Origin of the sequence: Butyrivibrio proteoclasticus, assembly GCF_900115735.1 — a bacterium.
GTDB classification, from domain to species: domain Bacteria; phylum Bacillota; class Clostridia; order Lachnospirales; family Lachnospiraceae; genus Butyrivibrio; species Butyrivibrio proteoclasticus_B.
Map to the genome: position 1 here is coordinate 22,120 of NZ_FOXO01000012.1, position 22,925 is coordinate 45,044.

Below are 22,925 nucleotides of genomic sequence, written 5' to 3' on the forward strand. Positions count from 1 at the left end.
GCACAATTTTTCGAACAAAAACTAAATCTTCCAAAGTTTCAATCTATTGTCTATCTCAGAAAATGCCAAGCTGTCCTCGCCGCTGTTATCAATTACAAAAGCACAATGCTCTCTAAAAACCTCATCACATAGCTGACTCTTAAATATGTCAGTCACTTTCTGATCAGAATATCCTCTGGAAGCCTTTAGCCTTTTGCGACGTGTATCCTCATCAGCGTAAACATACCACAGTTCGTCTACAATTTTGTCATATCCATTCTCAATAAGAAGGGCCGCTTCTACAAAAACAAAATCATAAACTCCTCTTTTACGCTCATCATCTACTATATTAATAATATATTGATTTACTGCAGGATGCAAAATATTATTTACGGTTTTTAGTTTATTTTTATTATTGAATATAGCCTTCGCCATAAGTGCTTTATCTATTTCGCCATCATCAGAAAGAATTTCTTTTCCCAACGCCTCAACCAAAGCATCATAGGCAGGATATCCTTTTTTCTTTATATCATTGGCAACATCATCAGACATAATAACAAGACAGTTATAATTATCTCTGATATATGAAAGAAGCGTGCTCTTTCCGGCACCTACTCCGCCCGTTATTCCTATAATATTTGTTTTTCCCTTTTGAAGTGCCATTTTAACAACATCCTTTGATATTTACTAACCCTAAACTTACTTAGCTTCGTACCAGTCACTTCCTGTGTGGCAGTCTGCGCTGAGCGGAACACGAAGATTTGCTGATTTTTCCATTTCTTTAGTCAAAAGATCTGTCACAATATCAACTTCATCATTATATGTCTCTATAACCAACTCATCATGGATCTGAAGAATAAGCCTTGACTTAAGCCCCATTTCTTTTAGTTTGAAAAAAACATTTATCATGGCAATCTTCATAATATCAGCTGCGCTTCCCTGAATAGGCGCATTCATGGCTACTCTCTCACCAAATTGTCTCATGTTAAAATTGCCTGACTTAAGCTCGGGCATAGGGCGTCTTCTTCCGTACATTGTCTCTGAGTATCCTTTTGCCTTTGCACTTGCAATAACTGACTCCTGATACTCTTTCACACCCGGATATGTTTCAAAGTACTTATCCATATACTCTTTGGCCTCTTTTGCAGAAATTGAAAGATCCTGCGAAAGACCAAACGCACTTATTCCATAAACAATTCCAAAGTTAACTGCCTTGGCGCTCCTTCTCTGAAGTGGAGTTACTTCATCAAATGGAACATGAAAAACCTTTGATGCCGTTATCGTATGAATATCATCACCATCATGGAAAGCCTTGATAAGCTCTTCATCCTCTGACATATGTGCAAGTATTCTAAGCTCAACCTGTGAATAATCAGCGTCAGCAAATACGCACCCTTCTTTGGGAACAAAGACCTTCCTGATAAGTCTTCCAAGCTCTGTCCTCATGGGAATATTCTGAAGATTAGGCTCTGTGGAACTGATCCTTCCGGTAGCTGTAATTGTCTGATTAAAGCTTGTATGTATCCTGTCATCAGCTTCGATATAAGCAGCAAGGCCATCTGCATAAGTTGACTTTAATTTGGCAAGTCCTCTATACTCAAGAATATCTGCCACTATCTTATGCTCAGGAGCAAGCTTTTCAAGAACCTCTGCTGCAGTAGAATACCCTGACTTGGTCTTTTTCTCTGCAGGAAGTCCAAGCTTTTCAAAAAGAATCTCCCCAAGCTGTTTTGGAGAATTGATATTAAACTCACATCCTGCTGCCTCGTAGATTGCTTTTTCAAGCTCTACAATACGAACCAGGAGTTTATCTCCATAGGCCTTCAACTCATCTCTTTTTGCTATGATTCCCTCTTTTTCCATAGAGAAAAGAATATATGAAAGAGGCATCTCAATATTATAAAAAAGTCTTAACATCTGTAGTTTTTCAAGTTTCTTTCTAATAAGAGGTGCCGCTCTATATATAACTTCACAGGCTTTTGATGCATAATCGCTTAAAGCCTTTTCTTCTGCATTTCGCAGGCTGTCTTTTCCAAATACATCTGCTTTTTTAGGAAGCCTGAGATCAAGATACTCCTTGGCAACATCCTCAATCTGATAATCGTTTTTAAGCGGATTAACAAGGTAAGCACCAATAAGAGCATCAAAACATCTCTTGTCGCTGTCATTTATCTCTTTATCATCATAGCCATTTATTCTCTCTTCTATTTCATAAGGTGCAAAATAATAGAAACAGCTCTTTATATCAAAAGTAGCCAGACTGCAAGTTTTGCTAAGCACGCTCAACTTCTTTCCAAGATAATCAGCAGTTATAAAGTTTTCTACCGGAATATAATAGATTTCTTTGCCATCAAAGCAAATTGAAAGCCCAATAACATCTTTTTTCTTGGTTCCATCAACAGACAAATTGTCGTATAAGAAAAAGAATGAGGCAAAATCAGCTTTCTTACCAAATAAAGCTTCTACCTCATTAAGATCTGAAGTAATTTTCACAGCACCTTCAAATGATGCTGATTTTATCGCTGTTCCTATGGGGGATAGCTTTGAAAGTTCTGCATCGAGACGGCATAGCAGTTCATCATTTATAGAAATAAGCACCTCTCCATTTAAGGAAAGAAGTCCTTCAAAACTATCTATCTGATACCTAATTGCAGGAATAACACCTTCCTTTTCATCCTCGTTTTTTACAATTTCAATCTCACTGTAATCACCCGACTTTAATATGCCGGAAAGCTTATATACAGCACCATATACACCATTTATAAAATTACCATCTGCATCAGTAAATGCAGGCATAGAATAAAAAGCTTTTTTTACAAAATCAACAATATCTAAAGATAATTTACTCAAATTTCATCCCCAACCTGTCTAAAATGTAAATCATAATGTAAATGCAAGAACTGTTACTGTCACCATAAGGACAACGACCGCCAGCTCCAAAAGTATGCTGAAAAGAAAAAGATTCCTTCGAAATTTCAGCCTTTTTTTTGCGTCTTTAATAAGGATAAGAAGTTCCTGTTTGAGGTTAAAGGTATTACCATCCTCAAGCCTCTGCATACCGGTCTTCACAAGAAACTGTATAGTAAGCTCCTCCTTACATTCAGGACAGTTGTCTATGTGCTCGATAAATTCTGCCAGGTCCTTATTATCAAGGTCATCGTCTAGAAATAATGGAATTAGTTTTTCAGCCTCTTTGCATGTCATAATAATAAAATACAATAATTTGAAGTTTAATTCCACTTTAAATTTATGTTTCACATCCAAGTACAACTCTATCGTAGTCCCAGAACCTGACCTGTATCTCGTTCTTTGAAAGCGGGGCCGACATATAATTCCCTGACATATAATCACCACCAACCTCAAGGATCTTTTCAAAATAAATCTTATTGTCCACGCCGCCTATCAAAATTTTCTTTCCAAGCTGCGTAAGCATATCTGTTCTGGCCCTCATGATGATATCGCCCTGTTTAACCATATCCGGATCAAGAAAACGCCAGGCACTCATGATGACTCCATCAAATTTCTCCATAGCATCAAGTGTTATCCTTGATGAATCTTTTCCATAATTCCCAAGAAAAAGTCTTATTCCGGTGTCATAGAACTCATTTACAACATACCTTAAATTGTCTTCCGACATTTCCGCCATTGTGTCACTTATGTCAAAAGCAATAAGTTTAGGATCTACATTATACTTAACAAGCAATTCCTGCACAGTTGTAACAAGTTTTTTATTCAACACCTTAGCAGCCATGATATGGATTAGAACAAAATCAATATTCATATATCCCTTGTTAACATCATTTCCAAGAAATTGCATTATTGACTCGATCATTCTTATTTCAAGTTCTTCTGCAAACCCCGTTCTCTCCGCAATAGGCATGAACTCCCTGAAATTCACTTCTCCAAGCTCATCGTCCTCTAGTTTTAAAAGTGCCTGCGCAGCCTTTATACATCCGCATTTTTTGCCATATATAGGCTGATAGTACACATGGAATTTATTCTCCGATATTCCTTGTGAAATAGCCTTTTCTACTTCAATTGTCCTTAAGAGAAACTCCAGATTTCTCCCCTTGATAATTTTCCCGTAATCATCAGCATCAAGTGGTGCCTCAGATAAAAGAACTATATCATCCGCATATTTAAACTCATCAGGATATCCGGCGACAAGAATTGTAGCATTGACCTTTGTTTCACCCTTATCTGTAAAAAAGCCTTCTTCAAACCTACCGCCCAAAGTCTCTGCCATATCGTTTACTTTTTTATCATCTGCATCAGGAATAATGATAAAAAAATTTGCATCACCATTTCTGTATACATTCAGATAAGTATTGATGCCATGTATTATTGAAACAATCTCCGAAAGTATCCTGTCAAAACTGTCTACGCCCATAATTCTTCGATAATTATCTGCATTATCTACCCTTATGCAGATTATCTTAAAGCTTCTCTTCATGCCTATGATATTCCCTAAATCCTGTAATAGAGCTATCCTATTGTAGGCCTTGGTTGTAGAATCCAATCTTTCATCCTCTTTTTCCACCATGACCATAAGCCCCATTAGCCCTATTGCCTCACATAAGATTTCACAAGAAATCAACGGAAATACCAGTTGTACAACCATCCCAATAAATGTAAGCACAAGAAAATAGGCCAAAGCAGCTATCTTCGTATAATTCACAGCTTTCCAGTATTTAAACAACATCACCACGCAATTGATAAAGTACAAAAAGCTTATGAAATACGCAACATAGCCACCCGCTTCGTTTTTAAAATTTGCATTTTCATCCAATGAAAACATTATATGAGTGAGCGGATTAGTCAGAATAGCTATATCTATAATCGCTAAAGGTAAAAGAATTATTCTTTTCCTTACCTTTCCGAATCTGAACAAGACGTCACAGACAAATGACATATAATACAAAAAAATAACTACTGTACCAAAATGAATAAAATAATAGAACGAATTAAGAAAAAAGCAGATGTCATATTTTACTTTATAAGGAATATCAGGAATTTCAGCGACACCTGCACAGATCAGCCCGACGATAGAATCTGTGAACACTATATATATAAGTATCAAAAAGAGTCTCCTTCTGATACTTTTCTTAGTCTTAAGAACAGTCGTATAAAATATGCAGGTGATACTGATAATAGCCGCAGCAATTCTAAAACTCGCTGCACCTAGCAGATTCATCTCAATCATCTTTTCTTCCCGGAATCAAAGAAATCTTCAAGAGTTTTTAACAGTTTCTCTTTAGTTATAGATTTCAAAAGGTAATCAACAGGTTTTAATGAAATAACGTTGGTAACAGATTCCCTGTCATTTTTCCCTGTCAAAAACATTATAGGAGTAGAGCTGGAAAAGCTCTCGCTCTTTAACATTTCCATTACTTTAGGCCCATCAAGAACCGGCATATCATAGTCCAGCAGAATAAGATCAGCATGATTATTGGCCAGCCATGCAACCGCCTGAGTTCCGGAGTTAGCCATTCCAACCCTGTAAGTATCCTTTAATATTTCTCTCATCATCTGAAGAAAAGTAAGATCATCATCTATGATCAAAATGCATTTTCTTCTCTGCTGCTCAAATTCATCATCTGTTGCAGTAATTACTTTTGTCATGAGATCAGCCATATCGAGAGGTCTGTATACTTCAAAAGCAATGTCCTCTTTGGGAATGAATTTATGCGCAAATTTAAATGCCTCATCTTCACCGATAATAAGTACAACTTTATTATCTTCCACACACAGATCTTTCAGATATATAAATGCATCACGATGCTCCTCTATATCTGAATCTGTATAGAGGACGATCAAATTTGCGTCACGGACATTTTCACTTATCTGTTTGATCGAATAATCCGAATCAGCAACTTTAAATTGCGCCTGTATGAGGTTGTTTTTAATTGCATTTACCATAAAGGTCTCATTTGTTCTGACCAGCAGGATCTTTTTATTGAACATTACTTGTTCTCCCTATTATTTAGCCTGTCTTCAACAATTTGCTTAATGCCATCCCAATCAAGTTTATAAGCCAATTTACCTATTTTCTTAATTATATCATTATCAATGCCGTTTATACTATATTTATTAACTGTTTCAAGTATATACGTTAACGTATCGTAGTCCAACGCTGTACACACTTCCAATATAGTATTATAGGCATCTATAAGTTGAACTTCAGAAATAGGCTCTTTATCACTTTCACTGTCATTGTCTTCTTTTGAAGCAGCTATTTCTTTTACCTCAGCAAGTTCATGCTCAACAAGATGGTACATATTTAAAAGCTGAGGATTAAAATCATCTATTGTTTTTATATCTTCATTATTTCCGGCATCCTCAAGCATTTTGGCCATATTTGAAAGTCTGATTGCCCCAATTGCTCTGCTGGTACTCTTAAGTGAATGGACATAACTTGTGTAATCCTTGATATTTCCCGATTCATATGCTCCCAAAATATTATCTCTGGTAAAGTTTATTGAATCATAATAGACTTTCAATATATTCAGATAGCTCTCCATGTTGCCACAGTTTCTTAGTCCCTCTTTTGTATCTATCTCATTAAATACTCCGACAAAAGAATCATAGTTCTCATCCGGCCTGCTTTCGCTATCTTCACTCTCTTCCCGGCTGGCAATGACCTTATCCTTTGGCAGGAACTTCATTATAAGATTTTCAAGTTTCTCGCTTTCAATAGGCTTAGAAAGATAATCTTCAAAGCCCTCCTGCAAGAAGTTTTCCCTAGCTCCTGTAATAGCATTTGCTGTCAGAATGATGACCGGAGTGTCCTTATTTTTGCTAACATCATCATCTTTCATGGTCTTAAAAGTCTCTATACCATCCATTTGCGGCATACGATAATCCATAAAGATAATGTCATACTTTTCAAATCTCTGTTTTTCGAGACATTCAGCACCACTTCCTGCAGAATCTATTTGAATCTTAGTATTTTTCAGAAGTTCTCTGATAACAACATGATTCATAGGCGTATCATCAACTACAAGTATCTTCGCATCAGGTGCCACAAACTTTTCATGGTATTCCTTATTCTTAACAGTATTGGCTATTCGGGCTTTAAAGTCTCCTATCCTGGAATCGCTTCTTATTCCCTGAGGCATTGTGATTATAAAGGTTGATCCTACTCCGTATTCACTTTCGACATCTATAGTTCCATCCATAAGCTCAATAAGTGAATGAGTTATTGCAAGTCCCAGTCCACTGCCTTCCACTGTCTTGTTTTTATCTACATCAAGTCGCTTAAACTTATCAAAAAGAGAATCAATTTCATCAGGCTTTATACCTATACCGGTGTCCTTAACCTTTAGCACAAGAAGTATGCCATTATCCTCTTCTATTCCATTAAGTGAAAGTGTGACCATTCCCTTTTCTGTATACTTTATTGCATTATTCAGGATATTCACCATTACCTGGCGAATTCTCATCTCATCACCATACAGCTTATCCGGAATCATCTCATCAATTTCAAAATTAAGCTTTAATGCCTTTTGCTGTGCCTTTAAATTAACCATGTTAAAGACATCATTTAATACTGAGGAAAGATCATACTCTGCCTCATTTATTTCCATGCTTCCAGACTCAATCTTTGAGAAATCCAGAATATCATTTATAAGGGACAGAAGTGTCCTTCCTGCACTTTCAATGTTTTGGGCATATTCAATGATTTTTTCATCTTTGCATTCTCGAAGGATCACTTCATTCATCCCAAGTACTGCATTGATAGGAGTTCTGATCTCATGCGACATATTTGCAAGAAAGTTACTTTTTGCTTCGTTTGCTGCTTTTGCCCTTCTTTCCTCCATCTTGGCAAGCTCGGTTGCTCTTAGAATTGCAATAAACTCATTTCTTGAAGAAGCCTGTGAAAAATACATCCCCTGATAGTAATCCACGTTCATTTTGCTGGCGAATTCCATGAGATTAGCATCATCAACATGGCTAATAAGGATATCTTTTCCCATTTCTTTAACCATCTTAATACGGTTTTCTAAAATAATTCTGGTCTGATCATTCATATAAGCAGCATGCATATACGTAGCATTCATGACCACACCTTCAAAAAGAGGTGACGCCGAACTCTGATTGGTAAAAAAGCCGCTTCCATAGTTTTCGATTCCAAATCTTATACCAATGCTCACCAGTTCTTCTATGACATTTCCCATAATGTTTTCATCGGATGTCACTGCAGACTCTGTCAAATTGAAGATAACTCTCCTTGGATTTACTCCGTATTTTTCTATAAGAGCTTTTACATTATCTACAAAGTCAGTTCTTATGACCTGAACAGAAGAAAGATTTATTATGATAAATTCAAGGTCCATTTCCTCTGTGATACCACCTCCAAGAAAATAGAAAACCTCTTCAATATTAAGCCAGCCAAGCCTTTCAATAAGGCCTGTCTCCTCTGCTATAGGTAAAAATTCTGACTTATCGATAAAACCAAGCTCATCATCAGTAAACTCAAGTTCAGCTCTCGCTCCACAAATAATAAGTCCATCTTTTGAATATACCGGCATGTAGCAGACTTTAAACTTACCTTCCTCGATACCTCTTTTTACTGCAATCTCAACTTTTGCCCTTCTCAAAATAAAATCGAGGTCATTTTGTGAATAAATGCGATCCGGCTCCTTTTCAAATACGGAATCAGCTAAAAGAAGAAGGTAGCCAATGTTTCCAAACTGCTCCGGGGAACAGGCACGAATAATGCATGCCTTTAGTAAAAAGCTACTGCTTTGCCTTAGCCATTCCCTCTGAAATCTGTCAAAGACCTGTTTCGACACGCTCCCTGCCTCTTTTTCAGAAATATCAGGACATACCAGAAAGAAACAGTCATTACTTAGTCTGTAAACTTCATATCTTGTATCAATACCGCTCAGAAACTCAACGACCATAAAAAGAACTTTTTCAAATTCTTCATAGCCGGCTATTTTTCTGTATACATCACCGTTTTGTATACGCACGCAAATAGTATGAAAGTGTCTGTTGTATTTAAAATAAATTCCGGCATCATGTAAAAAAGCGTTGCGATTATAGCCCCAGGTGGAAATATCTATCCTGTCCTCATCATTTTCAAACATGATCATAAGCCCAAGAAGACCTATTGCCTCGCACATAAGCTCACACCTGACGCTGAAAACGATCATCTGAATAAACGTCCCTGCTATAACAAGAATGAAGAAGTATGCAATGGCAAATCTTTTCATCCTGTTAAAAACATTCCAGTACAGTACCATTGCAACTATAGAAAACAAAACATAGAACGCGCTCACAAAATAGGCAATATATACTCCTATTCCCCTATGAAAGACTATATTTTCATCAACGCTGTAAACCAGGCTGGTGAATGGATTTACAGCAACCATAAGTTCCAATAGAACAAATGGAAGGGCAAGTAGGAAACGCACTTTTTTTGTAAATCTAAAGGAAACTCCGCAGGAAATTATAATGTATAAAGCAAGAATTGGCGCGATTGCAAAATGCGTAAAGAAATACAGATACTGAAAGACATGAAAACAAAAGAGCTTTAATCCATAAGAAAGCCCTGAATAAACAATTACTTCACAAAGTATCCCTGTGAGAGAATCTATAATCACTATCAAGACGAGGGACATGAAAAGCCTGTTGCTGAACTTTATCCTAGTCCTCATCATAAGTGTATATAGAACACAGGTGATACTTATGACTAGCGCAGCTAGATTAAATGTGATGCTGCCAATGTTCTGGGCACTGATCATAGGAACTCCTAGTGTGTTTTTTCATGCACTTTTTATCATTGTAGCACACACCAGAGAATAACTATAATAAAAAAACAATAAAAAAGCCGTTAAAGAATCCCAAATAGTACTGTTTTCCACCCTTGAAGCATTGATTGATCCGCCCTAAAGAAATGAATCAATATTCATTTCTATCAATCTTGTAATACTTCTTACAATACTGATACAAATTATAGCGCTAATAAAATCATAACATCTATCATAATTCGTTTTTTGTGATTTTATAATTATTCTATAATCAGAAAAAAGGGTTATGTGCGGCAATTTTCCACACATACCCCTTCTTTCGTATAATTATGAATTACTTCATTTTTTCAGTTTCCCTTTTTACAAGTTCAACAGAAATCTCCTGAAGCTTTTCGTCTGTCAAAATGTATTTTTTCTTAAACCAGAAGATTGCAAATACAAGACCTGCGATAGGAATAAGTGTCATTGTCATTCTAAGTCCCATCTTCTGAGCAGCTTCTACACCAAGAGAATAATCAATCTTATCAGCAGTTTCTTCAACATCCTGTGAAAGTGCAAGGATCTGAAGTGCCAAAGATGCAATAAGCGCTGAAATTCCGGAAGCAAGCTTAACTACAAAAGTCTGCATTGAGAAAATGACTGATTCATCGCGGCGCTTGTTCTTAAGATCACCATAGTCAACAGTATTTGCAAGAAATACCGTGGTTATAACAGCAAGCATACCATTTGCAGCAAAGATAAAGAATCCCGGTATAAATAACAGGAACACATTACTCATAGATGTAGATGCCAGAACAAGAAGTGAAATATATCCTGCAATAGCCATTCCAAGGCTGACGTAATATATCTGAATTGATGAAAAGAACTTTCTAAGGAATGGATATAAGAGCATCATTGCAAGGATCTGTATTCCACCGCCAAAAGTAGAAAACAGAGTATAATCGCCTCTCCAGCCGGTTCCACCAAAATCATATTTAAAGAAATAGATGACAAGGTTTGATGTGATATAAATTGAGCAGTTTACAATTACGATTGCTACAGTTACTGCCATAGCCTGATCATTCTGGATAAGAGCCTTGAACATCTCTCCTATTGAAGCTGACTTCATATCTGTTGTAGCTTTCTCTTTTACATTAATGCAGCAGATAACTGTAAATAATACAAAGAGAACTGCTACAGCAATTGAAAAGTAAGAAAAACCGATTCTTTCAACTTCTCTGTCCGAGATTCCGGCAGGTCCAAATGTTTTTCCAAGAGCAGATACTGACATTACTGTAATGATAGTTATAACAGCTGAGCCAACACCAGCGCATGAACGTGCAAGTGTTGTAAGGCCTTCTCGCTCTTTGCCGCCTTCAGTAAAAGCAGGGATCATGGACCAATATGGAATATCCATCATTGTGTAGGTAACGCCCCAAACAATGTAAGTTACAGCAGCATAAGCCACAAGTCCGCTTCCTGAAAGAGTCGGAGGTGCTGAAAACATCAGATAAAGAACAATCGCATTTGTGATGGTTCCAATAAGAAGCCATGGTCTGAACTTACCCCAACGGGTCTTGGTCTTGGCAACTATCGCTCCCATGATAGGATCGTTAAATGCATCAAACACTCGCGCTACCATAAGAATAACGCCCATTGCAGCAGCACTCACCCCTAAAATATCCTGAAAATAATAAAGTACATAAGATGCCGAAAGCATGTATACCATGTCTTTTCCCACAGCACCCAGTCCATAGGATGCCTTCGCAGCCCCTGACAGTTTTGCTTTTTCCATTAGTTTTTACCCTCCTTAAGCTTTATTGCAAGCTCAACAACTTTTTTTGCTCCGTCATAAATACCCATTTTCTTGTTTAGAACTATACTCTCACACATCTCATTCAAAAGATCAGTCTCAAGGAACTGGTCAACCATCTGAAGGATATGTGGTATGTCTCTGCACTCAAGTGTACCATCACCTATCTCTGCTGAATGTATTGCTCCCCACATTTCATGTTTACCAACTCTTTTGATAAAAAGCTTTGGAACCGGATAAAATGCAAGTTCACTTGGTTTTGTCACAAGTACATCACAACTTCTCATAAGAAGATTTGTTGCGTAAACTGCCTCAAAAATGTTCTTGTGATAAAAACCATGAATTCCTGTAATAAGATTTGAAGGATCTAAAGTCTTTTCTGCAAACTCAAGTGTATCATTCCAATTATTCATATGTTCTGTAGCCAAAGCCTTCATACCATCTATCTCAGCTACAAGCTCATCCCATACGTTTCTGTAATCGCCGACATTAACGTAGAGAACAGCTTTTCCATCTTTTATACTTGGGATCAGGTGCCTTATTATCTCTGCAAATATCTCTTTCTGCGCTCCTGCTCCGCCGATAGTCAAAAGAAATCTCATAGGATCGCCATTTTTCTTCCTGGCAATTCTCATATCACAGTCTTTTTCAATATTTGAAACAAGTTCATAGTCAATGTAGTGACCTGTGTAAACAAGAGCATCCTTCGGCATAGGCTTTGATACACTCTTTTTATTCATCCCATTTAAAACACGATAGCCCATATATGCATTCTTACACTGTATTGTATGAACGGATCCTTCAGACAAATGAAGAGCCATTGGCCAGTTATCAGGAATTGCGTTAACTACATATTTCATTCCTGCGTGAACTGCTGCCTGAGCAGGCCATGCGTGAGTTGCTATTACCGGAATATCCTTAGGCACATTTTTAAATACAGGTGCCATAAGTTCCGCATTTTTCTGGTCCTTGGCATTATATGAAAGAGCTCTGAATCCCTCATAGTTCATAGGCTCCCATACAAGCTTATTAAAAATAGGGTTCTTACTGAGTCTTGATCCAAGAGAATACAGGTCGTTCTGAGCACTTATAACCTTGGTGCAGGTTGTCTCTTTATATGAATTAAGATCCATCCAATACGGTGTATATCCAAGATGATGGGCATATGAAGCCATTGCCATTGAGATTCTGTAATGACCAAATCCCATTCTTATATTTCCAACAATGATTCCATTTTTCCTGTCCATCTCTGAAACAGGAGCCTTAGATGAAACTTCAACATTTTTTACCCCAAGAAGCGTGCCAATTACTTCATTATCTACAATCTCAAAGCCGTAGTTGACATTTGAATCATCGCCGTATTTCTTTATATAGCTTTTCTTGGACTTAACCGATGATTTATAATCTCTATCACTAATTACATTCCCAAAAATAACTTTAGATTTCTCAGTCATAATCTTCCCTTTTCTGCCACTAAAAAGAGGCTTCGTATATACTAATTACTTTTATTACTAACATGGAAACCATCTGTATATGTTACAGTTTCCATATCTTAATAGTATACAATAAAGCCTTTTTCTTCAAGAAACGCTTTCTACAATTTTAGTATCCGCTATTTGTGCAAATTTACCCCAGCGCAAGGAAAAATCTAGATCACTGCCACAATAGAGAGTTGCTTGTTTGTAGCAAGATCGATATAATCATCTCCACACTTTATAACAGGTCTTGCCAGATGATTGGGGTTCACGAATATAATGTCGCCTGTCTTGCCATTATTAAGCATAACTCTGTTAGCAATAAAGGTGTTAACAATGTTACTTAAGAAAGTCATTATCGTATTTGTATCATACTTATCGATTCCCACGGCTTCAAACTGCTCAATTACTTCAAACGGGCATATCTGCGACCTGTAGAGTTTTTTGGACGTCATTTCGTCATAGACATTTGCAACAGTTACAATGGCAGCGATTTCATCTATCTGTCCTTCTTTAAGATGAAAAGGAAAACCTGAACCATCTCTTAATTCATGATGCATCAAAACACAGTTTTTAATATGTATATCAATATCCTTGTCTTTTACAAGCTCATACCCCTTTATAACATGTTCGTTCATAGTCTTTTGCTCAAATTCAGTAAGAGGCGTGTTCTTGGTAAGAAGCTCTGATGGAAGAAGCACTTTTCCAATATCATGCAAAAGACCTCCTGCTGTCGCCAGATGTATCTTTTCATCAGAAAGTCTCATCCATGTAGCAAGAGTGTTGCATATCAATGAAACATTAAGACTATGCATATATACAGCATCTGAATTATCTCTTAGGTTATGTAGCATATCAAAAACTCCTGCTGTTCCACCTGCTTCTACGAACAGGTGATACACAGGTTCTGTAAGCTTATCAACATCAAGAGGCATGGTATCATTAGCGATCATACGAAAAGATTCTTCAAGTTTTTCAGCATTCTCTTCAAGATGCTGTTTGAATTTGATAAAGCCTTCGGAGTTCTTTAGCTTTTCTGAATAGGAAAGCTCTGCCATTGGCTTTATAGGAATAGATTTAGGAACAGGTTTCACTTCATCCTCTATAAAAATGTTATACAGAGAATGAGACTTTATCCTCTCAATGCCCTTGATATCAAGTACCGTTCCTTTTGGAAGGACGAGTCTGTCATCAATAGTATATATGTTTTCCGAAACTACCATTCCAGGTTCAAGTTTATTAACAGATATCAGCTTCATAAGTGCCCCTTTAAACCATTTATTTTATTACTATATAGTGTATCACATTTTTAAGAAAGCCGCTTTACTTCCGCTGTCGTGAACAAGCCCCGTACATATCCGAACCCCAAATGAATTTCCAAAAAACAGGGAAGTCACAAACAAAACAGTTCCAAAAGCACAAACTAATCATGCATACCTCATTTCAATCACGAGTTACCGCTTTTGTGTTATCATTTTACCGACAGTACTTAATTATTATAACATACATCATATTAAATATATGTGCTAAGAACACATTTGCGCTAAAAAAATCACTTGAATATCCCTGATACCTATGCTAAACTAATAAAGCTGTGTCAGTTAAATGATTCAGTTCAATATTTGCCGGCATGTCGGAATGGCAGACGATGCAGACTCAAAATCTGTTGTGGGCAACCACGTGTGGGTTCAAGTCCCACTGCCGGCATTAAAAAACCTGGAAGATGGTGAACATTTTCCAGGTTTTTTCATGTTGTCCTTAGCTTTCTTTATCTATCAGCTTACTGTTTCTTAAAACGCAGTAGTCGTAGCCGTCTTCTTCATAAAGATCGTAGACTCCTTCAACCACCACTTCATCTCCTACTTCAGGGTAGTCATCGGGATATGAATACTCTTTAGTTAATTCAAACCAAGCAAATAATAATAAAAGAAAAAAATAATCAATAATTGCTGTCTTTAAAAAGATAATATGCAAGCACATGAAGTGACTGTTTAAAATCACCTTCAAATATTCTTTGCTTAAGCTCCTTTTCTGATAAAGTCAGAACATTTAAAAACTCAGTATCATCAAGGTGCTGCCCTGTAACCTTTCTGCAATTTGTCGCAGCATAAATATGGACATTGCTGTTTGATAATGTGGCATTGGCAGGCGTTGTAAGAAGATGCTTCCAGTTATCAGAAACATATCCTGTCTCTTCCTTAAGCTCCCTTTTTGCAGCCTCAAATGCATCTTCCTCTGAAGCAACTATATTTTTGCTGGTAATATAAGGAACATCACTTTTTTCCTTATACTCGATTGCACCGGCAGGGAACTCGCTTGTTACCTCATCTATTCCGTGCCTATACTGACGAACACAGATAAAATCTCCATTTTCATCAGTAGCAACAATAAGTGAAAAACTATGTTTGGAATAATTATAGACAGGACCTATTACTTCTCCATTTGGAAGCTCATAGTCATTTCTTCTGAAATCTATCCATTCATCCTGAACAACATGCTCTTCCTTCTTTAATTTCCAAACTAAATTACCATTATCTTCCATGACTAAACCTTATGTATTATTTATTAAATACTTCTCAATATATATTTATATTTTTGCTAACAAAGCATCAGTCACTTACTATGACCTTGTCGTTAAAAACGCATCTGGTAATTACAAAATCATCCGCGCCTTTTCCTATTCGTTTACGACCAAATAACTCAAGATGAATCTTTTTATCCTCAGTCATATATTCTTCTGATACTTCATCAAAAGAACTACTATCACACACTACCTTTTGAAAATCCCCAATGAACGCAGGAACTATAACTGATGCTATGGACATCCCCTGTCCCGGCCCATAAATACCTATTATTTCATGTAACAGTTTTGCTCTTAATTCGTCCATATCCTTTCACCCTCAGAAACGTATATGCATGTGCAGAGAAATATTTGAAAGTGTGTGTGTGATTGTGCTGTCTTGAAAAACGTCAGTGCTTAGGCAGAGTATTTTTCTGCCTTAGCACTGCTACGTTTTTCACGAAGCGAGAGCGTCAGCATGAGCGCACACACACGCGAAAATATCTCTCTGCACATGACACCACCTATCTCAGCTTTGAATTGCTTCAACGATATTAGGCAAAAGCTGCTTTTTACGTGATACAACACCGGGAAGCTTTGCACTGTCTCCATCGATGTTCACTCCAAAAGCCGCATTAAGTGTGTGCTGTGCCTTTGCTCCTGCAAATACAACCTCAGAAGACTCACTGATAATATCTGTGAGCATAAAGAAAAGCATATCAAGTCCGTCATCATCAGCAACCTTTGAAAGCTCAGGCTGAATCTTTTCCTTGATATCTACAAGTTCCTCAGCACTCATGGAATTAATCTGTCCAATTCCAATTGTGAGATCATCTACAGTAAACTTCTTGAAATCCTGATGAAGAATCTCAGTTGCAGTCTTGCCACTAAGATTAGAGCCCGCATGGAACATTTCTTTTGCAAACTCCTCATAGTCAACTCCTGCAATCTTTGAAAGCTCCTCTCCTGCCTTTTTATCTATATTTGTACATGTAGGAGATCTGAACATAAGTGTATCTGATAAAATAGCTGCAAGTAAAAGACCTGCAATATTCTTTGTTATTTCAACTCCATACTCCTTGTACATCAGATATATAATTGTACAAGTTGAGCCAAGCGGCTGGTTTCTGAAAAATACAGGGCCTGCTGTCTCAATGGTGCGAAGTCTGTGGTGATCGATGATCTCCAGAATTTCTGCAGAATCAGCTCCATTAACAGCCTGATTTTTCTCATTGTGGTCAACAAGAATAAGCTGTTTCTTTTTGGCACCAAGGAAGTTCCTTCGGCTGATCATTCCGATGTAATGATCGTCCTTATCAAGAACAGGGAAATATCTGTGTCTTGTAGATGCCATAACTTCCTGAATGTCTTCAATATAATCATCCATATGGAAAGTGATCAGGTTGTCTTTTTTCATTACATAAGAAACAGGCATACTCTGGTTGATAAGCCTTGCCACAACAAAGGTATCATGCGGAGTACAGATTATCTTGGTTCCATGGTCCTTTGCCTGAGTCTGTATAGTTTTGGCTACGCTTGCGCCCTCGCAGACTATAATACAGCCTGCATTCATCTCAATTGCGCAAAGCTGCATATCGTACCTGTTTCCAAGAATAACCACATCACCCTCTTCTATGACATTTTCCATCATATCCGGATTGGCAGCAGCTATAACTACCTTTCCTTTGGTAAGTGTATCCTCAATCTCACCGACAATAAGCTCACCATCGAGAGTTTCAACAATGTTTCTATAAGATGTCTGAGCCATAGAAAGAATCTTGGGATCAATAACATCCATATATGTTTCAACGATATCATTAGTTGTTACAATACCTGTAAGCTCATCCCCCTCTGTAACACACAGAGTAACTACGCTTGCATCTCGCATTTTTGACCAGGCATTCTTAAGTGACAGGTCATCCTTGATTCCGTCAAGCATACGGATCTCCATGTCTCTAACCTGTGTTCTTACATCCTTTACATAGGCAGGAACCTCAACTCCAAAATGAGATAGAACGAACTGAGTCTCCTCATTCAGGTGTCCTGCTCTGCAGGCGATGTAATCATCTCCTGTAATTTCTCTTTTAAGATTTGCATAAGTAATTGCTGCACAGATTGAATCTGTATCAGGATTCTTGTGCCCGATTACAAATACAGGTCTCTTTTGATTTGTCATATAATTTCTCCTAAATAAAAACCACTAACTCTTTATCCATAATAAACCATCAATATGCATCTATGCAAACTGACTATTATAAAGTTCATTATAAAAACCTTTTTGCTCCAAAAGCTCTTTATGACTCCCCTGCTCAATGATACGTCCATTTTTCATGACAAGTATCACATCTGCTTCTCTTATGGTTGAAAGTCTGTGGGCAACTATAAAGCTGGTCCTGCCATTCATCATCCTGTTAAATGCCTTCTGAATACGTATTTCAGTACTTGTATCGATTGACGAAGTCGCCTCATCAAGAATCAGCATAGGCGGGATGCTGAGCATAACTCTCGTAATGCAAAGGAGCTGTTTCTGTCCCTGAGAGAGGTCCCCTCCATTTTCTGAAATAACAGTATCATAGCCATCAGGAAGTCTTTTTATAAAGCTATGAGCATGTGAAGCCTTTGCGGCTTCAATGATCTCTTCATCGGTAAAGCCACATCTGCCAAGTGTAATATTATCCTTGATAGTTCCGCTCCTTAGCCAGGTTTCCTGAAGAACCATTCCGAAATTATCCCTTAGCTGTCTTCTCTTAAGATCTTTTAGGTTAATTCCATCAATTGATATATCGCCTCTATCAACATCATAAAATCTCATAAGGAGATTAATAAGCGTACTTTTTCCTGCACCTGTTGGTCCAACAATCGCTACTCTCTGACCTTTCTTAATGTCAAGGTTTAAGTCTTCAATAAGCTTTTTATCCTTGTCATATGAAAAGAAAACATTGTCAAACTTAACGTCACCAGAAGGCGCAAAAGTATCAGGCGCTTTTGCACTGTCAGCAGTTTCAGTTTTTTCTTCTATCAGGGCAAAAACTCTCTCAGCACAAGCTAGTGCGTTCTGAAGCTCTGTTACTACACCTGAAATTTCATTAAAAGGCTTAGTGTACTGGTTGGCATAACTAAGGAAAATAGTAAGTCCACCAACAGTCATACCCCCTGAAATACAAGTAAGCGCTCCAAATAATGCAACTGATGCATAAACAAGATTATTGATAAATCTTGTTCCGGGGTTAGTCAGGGATGAAATGAAAGTAGCTTTTATGGATGTCTCCTCAAGTCTTTCATTTATGCAATCAAAGTACTCCATATTCTCATCTTCATGAGCAAAAGCCTTAACAACCGAAAGATTCCCAACCATTTCATCTACAAAAGATGTCTGATCAGACCTTGCCTCAGACTGTAGCTTAAAGAGATTAAAGCTCCTTGTAGCAATGAATCTTGCTACAAATAAAGAAAGAGGAGTCAAAACAACTACTACCAGTGCAATCTTAAAATTCAGATAAAACATGAACATTAAAGTTCCGACAATAGTTACAATGCCTGTAAAAAGCTGGGTAAATCCCATTAAAAGTCCGTCTGAAAACAGATCAACATCAGAGATTATCCTGCTTACGATATCGCCTGTCTGCTTGGAGTCAAGATAATCAAAAGGAAGTATCTGAAGTCTTTCAAATGCCTCTTTTCTAACATCCCTTACAACCTGAAATGTAATCTTGTTATTGGCCTTGTTCATGATCCACTGGCAAACAGAAATAATAGCTATAGTTACGATCATCTTAAGCAAGATACTACTCACTATGGTAAAATCAACATTTCCTTTCCCTATAATATGATCAATAGCTCTTCCTGCAAGGATTGGCACATATAATGACAAAAGAGCTGTTATCACTGCCAGAACCATTGATAAATATATCAAAAACTTGTATCTTGCTGCATATCTTAGTACTTTTTTAAGTGTTCCCTTTTTCATACTGCGCCCTCCTTTTTAAACTGAGAATCATAGATTTCCTTATAAAGATCGCAGCTTTCAAGGAGTTTGTCGTGTGTACCAATGCCTGCAAGACTTCCGTTGTCAAGCACAAGTATCTTATCGCAGTCCCTTACTGCTGAGGTTCTCTGAGAAACAATAAAGGTTGTAGGCGGATTATCCATTTCTGCAATTGCAGCTCTCAAATTTTTATCCGTTAAATAATCAAGTGCTGAAGCACTGTCATCAAGGATAAGAATTTCAGGCTTTCTTACAAGCGCTCTTGCGATGGTAAGTCTTTGTTTCTGTCCACCTGAGAAATTCTTTCCTCCCTGGGCTACAACAAAGTCCAGTCCGTTTTCTTTTCCTTTTACCACTTCCTCAGCCTGAGCAATTTTAAGTGCCTCACTAATCTCGGCGTCAGTTGCATCTTTTTTACCCCACTTCATATTGTCTCTGATAGTTCCGTGGAAAAGAACTGCCTTCTGAGGCACTATACCGATTCTTTCTCTAAGAGCTTCAAGATTATACTCTTTAACGTCTAATCCGTCTATAAGAACAGCTCCTTCTCTGACATCATAAAATCTTGGAATAAGATTTATAAGCGTTGACTTACCACTTCCTGTTCCGCCAATTATGCCGATTCTTTCGCCTCTCTTGGCCACGAAACTTATCTTCTCAATGCTGTCTTCCGCACCCTCATGATAGCTCATGGAAACATTATCAAAAACAACGTGATCTTCCACATTCAAAAACTCTGTTACGCTACCATCTTCCATAGAGGATTTGTATTCCATAAGCTCTTGAACTCGGTTTCCTGACGCAATAGCTTTAGTCATTGTAAGGATAAGATTGGCAAACTTTATGAGCTCTACCAGAATCTGGAACATGTAGTTATACAAAGCTACCATCTCTCCTTGTGAAAGCTCACCAGAATCAACCAAGAAAGCTCCCTTATAAATCAAGAATACAACTGAAAGGTTAAGAATTGCATATGTTACCGGATTCATTAGAGCAGTTACGGAACCCACAAATTTCTGAAGTCCCATGAGTCTGTCATTATTCTGATCAAAGTTTTCTTTTTCCCTCTCTTCAAGTCCAAAAGCTCTGATGACTCTTACGCCCGTATGGTTTTCTCTTGTAAGTCTAAGAAGCGCATCCAGTCCTTTTTGTATTTTTTCATACCTTGGAATGCTCCAACCTGTAATAAAAACAACTACAAATGCCAAAAGCGCAATTGTTACCACAAAGATAAGTGCCTGCCTGAAGTCAATTGTGAAAGCCATAGCCATTGCACCAAATACGACAAAAGGTGACCTTAAGAGAAGCCTTATTGTCATGTTGACACCCTGTTGAACCTGATTCATATCACTGGTCATTCTGGTGATCATGGCTGACGTCCCAAGCTTGTCCATATCTGAATATGACAATTTCTGAATATTATCAAAAAGAGCTTTCTTTGCTTTTTTTGCAAAACCTGCTGCAGCTTTTGCTGCAAAAAACTGCGCTGTAACCGCACTGATACATCCTACAAAGCACAGCAATATAAGCAAAAGGCACATCTTAACGACATATCCCTTGTCTCCACTTGCAATTCCCTTATCTATCATTGCTGCAATAACAAGAGGAACAAGCAGTTCAAAAGAGGCCTCAAGAAGTTTAAATAAAGGTCCCAATATAGTTTCTTTTTTATAGTCTTTTAAATATACAAGTAATTTTCTCATCAACACTCCAACAAAAGATAATCTTAGTTTAATTTAATAATTTATTCTTAATCCCTTTGGATAATGGTTTTTGAGCATTCCACCTGCAGCTTTAGCCCAACCAATGCTATAGCCGTCAGTTGTTATAAGTGCCCACCCCTTACTGTCTTTTTTTACCTGACCATATGCACTATCTGGTATATCATCCGTAATCTTCATGGTTTGTCCATTTAGGTAACTCTTTATCTCTAAGCTATCAGAAGCATAGTCCTTATTAAGACATACATCATCGGCTGTCAAAAATAACGCTAAAGCATGAGAAGGCTCAAACCTGTCTTTTTTAACCGTACCAAGATGAAGACCGCCTCTCATGACCTTAAGTCCATTCACTGAAGGCATATCCTCCGGGCAAAGGTACAACTGGTCACCAAACATATATATCAGTCCATTAAGATTCTTTTTCCCCGAAAGCTTACAGAAAATCCTGCCTCTTTTTATTTCAAAACTCTTTTTATCAAAAGCGAGCGTCTCCTTTACAAAAACTTCAAAAATTCTGACTGCCTCAGGTTTTGCAGGAATATTTTTTCCTCCCGGAACATAGGTATTATTCTTTTCTCTTGAAAGAGATCCATCTCTTTCAAATACACACAAAAAATGTCCCTCGCCTTTTAGTTTATGAGGCCATAATCTCAGCGATTCCGAAACTTCTCCCCTGCATTTTTCTGCTCTCTCTTTATCAATAGATGCATATTTATCAAAAAACTCATCAGAAATAAACTCTACTCTTCCGCTTTCAATTCCACCGACTTTCGCAACCTGTATGGTATGAAAATCAGGGTTATTGAAAAGAAAATCAAAAACTGTTTCTTCATTCTCATCAGCAGAAAAAGTACATGTAGAATAAACAAGTCGACCTCCGGGAAGGAGCATTTTTGCTGCATTTGACAGAATCTCTTTTTGCCTTACTGCGCAGGCTCTGACATTATCAAGACTCCATTCATCACCGGCGTTATCATTTTTCCGGAACATTCCCTCGCCTGAACACGGCGCATCAACAAGTATTTTCTCAAAATATCCTTCAAAAACCTCAGAAAGATGTGCTGAATCTTCATTAAGCACAAGAGCATTCTTTATTCCAAGCCTCTCAACATTAAGTGATAAGATTTTGGCTCTGTCTCTGTTTATCTCGTTGGTCACAAGGATGCCTTCGCCATCCATATACGATGCAATCTGCGTGGTTTTCCCGCCGGGAGCAGCACAGAGATCAAGAATCTTTTCCCCTGGTCTTGGATCAAGAAAATGCACAGGTGCCATCGCACTTGGCTCCTGAACATAATAAAGCCCTGCCTCATGATATGGATGCTTGCCCGGTTGAGCATTTTCATAGTAATAACCATTTGCTTCCCAAGGAACTTCCTTTTCTATATACAAAAGTTTAGACTTAAGATCCGCTTTATCGCATTTAAGCGTATTTATTCTTAAGGAATTATACCTTTCATCATTGTCAAAAGAGCTGATAAATTCATCATATTCTTTTTCACCAAGGTATAATTTCATTCTTTCTTTAAAATCTACAGGAATCACATTAGAACCTCCACAAAAACTCTATGGCTATACTAACAGTTTTTTTCGAATATAACAAATTTTTACCATAAATACAAAAGAAGCTGGTGCAAATCGCATCAGCCTCCTTCGGA

The 22,925-nt window shown here is 37.6% G+C and carries 15 protein-coding genes and 1 tRNA gene; 1 reads left to right on the top strand and 15 read right to left on the bottom strand.

What is annotated here, in order from left to right; translation table 11 throughout:
• Window positions 1–21: 21 nt before the first annotated feature.
• From coaE to BM146_RS08980, 9 genes are all read right to left on the bottom strand, one after another.
• Window positions 22–642, bottom strand: a complete 621-nt coding sequence (coaE, locus tag BM146_RS08940) for a dephospho-CoA kinase (protein WP_074887540.1) — start codon at window positions 640–642, stop codon at window positions 22–24.
• Between the two features lie 36 nt (window positions 643–678).
• Window positions 679–2,829: a DNA polymerase I gene (gene polA, locus BM146_RS08945; protein ID WP_074887543.1), complete on the bottom strand. Its 2,151-nt coding sequence runs from the start codon at window positions 2,827–2,829 to the stop codon at window positions 679–681.
• 30 nt (window positions 2,830–2,859) lie between these two features.
• Window positions 2,860–3,183, bottom strand: a complete 324-nt coding sequence (locus BM146_RS08950; RefSeq protein WP_074887544.1) for a zf-HC2 domain-containing protein — start codon at window positions 3,181–3,183, stop codon at window positions 2,860–2,862.
• 43 nt (window positions 3,184–3,226) lie between these two features.
• A complete protein-coding gene (locus tag BM146_RS08955) occupies window positions 3,227–5,182 on the bottom strand; it encodes a GGDEF domain-containing protein (protein WP_074887548.1) in 1,956 nt (651 codons plus the stop codon).
• A complete protein-coding gene (locus BM146_RS08960; protein ID WP_074887549.1) occupies window positions 5,179–5,943 on the bottom strand; it encodes a response regulator in 765 nt (254 codons plus the stop codon). Before BM146_RS08960 ends, BM146_RS08955 begins: the two co-directional genes overlap by 4 nt.
• Window positions 5,943–9,728 carry an EAL domain-containing protein gene (locus tag BM146_RS08965; protein WP_074887552.1) on the bottom strand — a complete coding sequence of 1,262 codons (3,786 nt, stop codon included), beginning with the start codon at window positions 9,726–9,728 and terminating at the stop codon, window positions 5,943–5,945. The genes BM146_RS08960 and BM146_RS08965 overlap by 1 nt, the downstream gene beginning before the upstream one ends.
• Window positions 9,729–10,068: 340 nt before the next feature.
• On the bottom strand, window positions 10,069–11,508 hold the full coding sequence (locus BM146_RS08970; RefSeq protein ID WP_074887555.1) for a glycoside-pentoside-hexuronide (GPH):cation symporter: 1,440 nt from the start codon (window positions 11,506–11,508) through the stop codon (window positions 10,069–10,071).
• The gene (locus BM146_RS08975; protein ID WP_074887560.1) at window positions 11,508–12,980 is read right to left on the bottom strand and encodes a DUF6937 domain-containing protein; all 1,473 of its coding nucleotides are present in this window, start codon (window positions 12,978–12,980) and stop codon (window positions 11,508–11,510) included. Before BM146_RS08975 ends, BM146_RS08970 begins: the two co-directional genes overlap by 1 nt.
• Window positions 12,981–13,174: 194 nt before the next feature.
• Complete coding sequence (locus BM146_RS08980; RefSeq protein ID WP_074887564.1) at window positions 13,175–14,260, bottom strand: HD-GYP domain-containing protein; 1,086 nt, start codon at window positions 14,258–14,260, stop codon at window positions 13,175–13,177.
• 365 nt (window positions 14,261–14,625) lie between these two features.
• On the opposite strand from BM146_RS08980, the gene BM146_RS08985 reads away from it, so the two are divergent.
• Window positions 14,626–14,708 (top strand) — tRNA-Leu (locus BM146_RS08985).
• Window positions 14,709–14,940: 232 nt separating this feature from the next.
• Here BM146_RS08985 and BM146_RS08995 read toward each other — a convergent pair.
• The 6 genes from BM146_RS08995 to BM146_RS09020 all read right to left on the bottom strand — a co-directional run bounded on the left by BM146_RS08995 (window position 14,941) and on the right by BM146_RS09020 (window position 22,812).
• A complete protein-coding gene (locus BM146_RS08995) occupies window positions 14,941–15,543 on the bottom strand; it encodes an NUDIX hydrolase (RefSeq protein WP_074887570.1) in 603 nt (200 codons plus the stop codon).
• A gap of 67 nt (window positions 15,544–15,610) precedes the next feature.
• On the bottom strand, window positions 15,611–15,889 hold the full coding sequence (locus BM146_RS09000; protein ID WP_074887574.1) for a hypothetical protein: 279 nt from the start codon (window positions 15,887–15,889) through the stop codon (window positions 15,611–15,613).
• 201 nt (window positions 15,890–16,090) lie between these two features.
• Window positions 16,091–17,737 (bottom strand): putative manganese-dependent inorganic diphosphatase, encoded by a 1,647-nt coding sequence (locus BM146_RS09005; protein WP_074887577.1) that lies wholly within the window; start codon window positions 17,735–17,737, stop codon window positions 16,091–16,093.
• Window positions 17,738–17,797: 60 nt separating this feature from the next.
• Entirely contained in the window at window positions 17,798–19,528 is a 1,731-nt protein-coding gene (locus BM146_RS09010; protein WP_074887580.1) for an ABC transporter ATP-binding protein, read from the bottom strand.
• Window positions 19,525–21,249, bottom strand: coding sequence for an ABC transporter ATP-binding protein (locus BM146_RS09015; protein WP_074887583.1), 1,725 nt, complete (start codon window positions 21,247–21,249; stop codon window positions 19,525–19,527). Before BM146_RS09015 ends, BM146_RS09010 begins: the two co-directional genes overlap by 4 nt.
• Before the next feature lie 33 nt (window positions 21,250–21,282).
• A complete protein-coding gene (locus tag BM146_RS09020; protein WP_074887587.1) occupies window positions 21,283–22,812 on the bottom strand; it encodes an RsmF rRNA methyltransferase first C-terminal domain-containing protein in 1,530 nt (509 codons plus the stop codon).
• Window positions 22,813–22,925 lie beyond the last annotated feature (113 nt).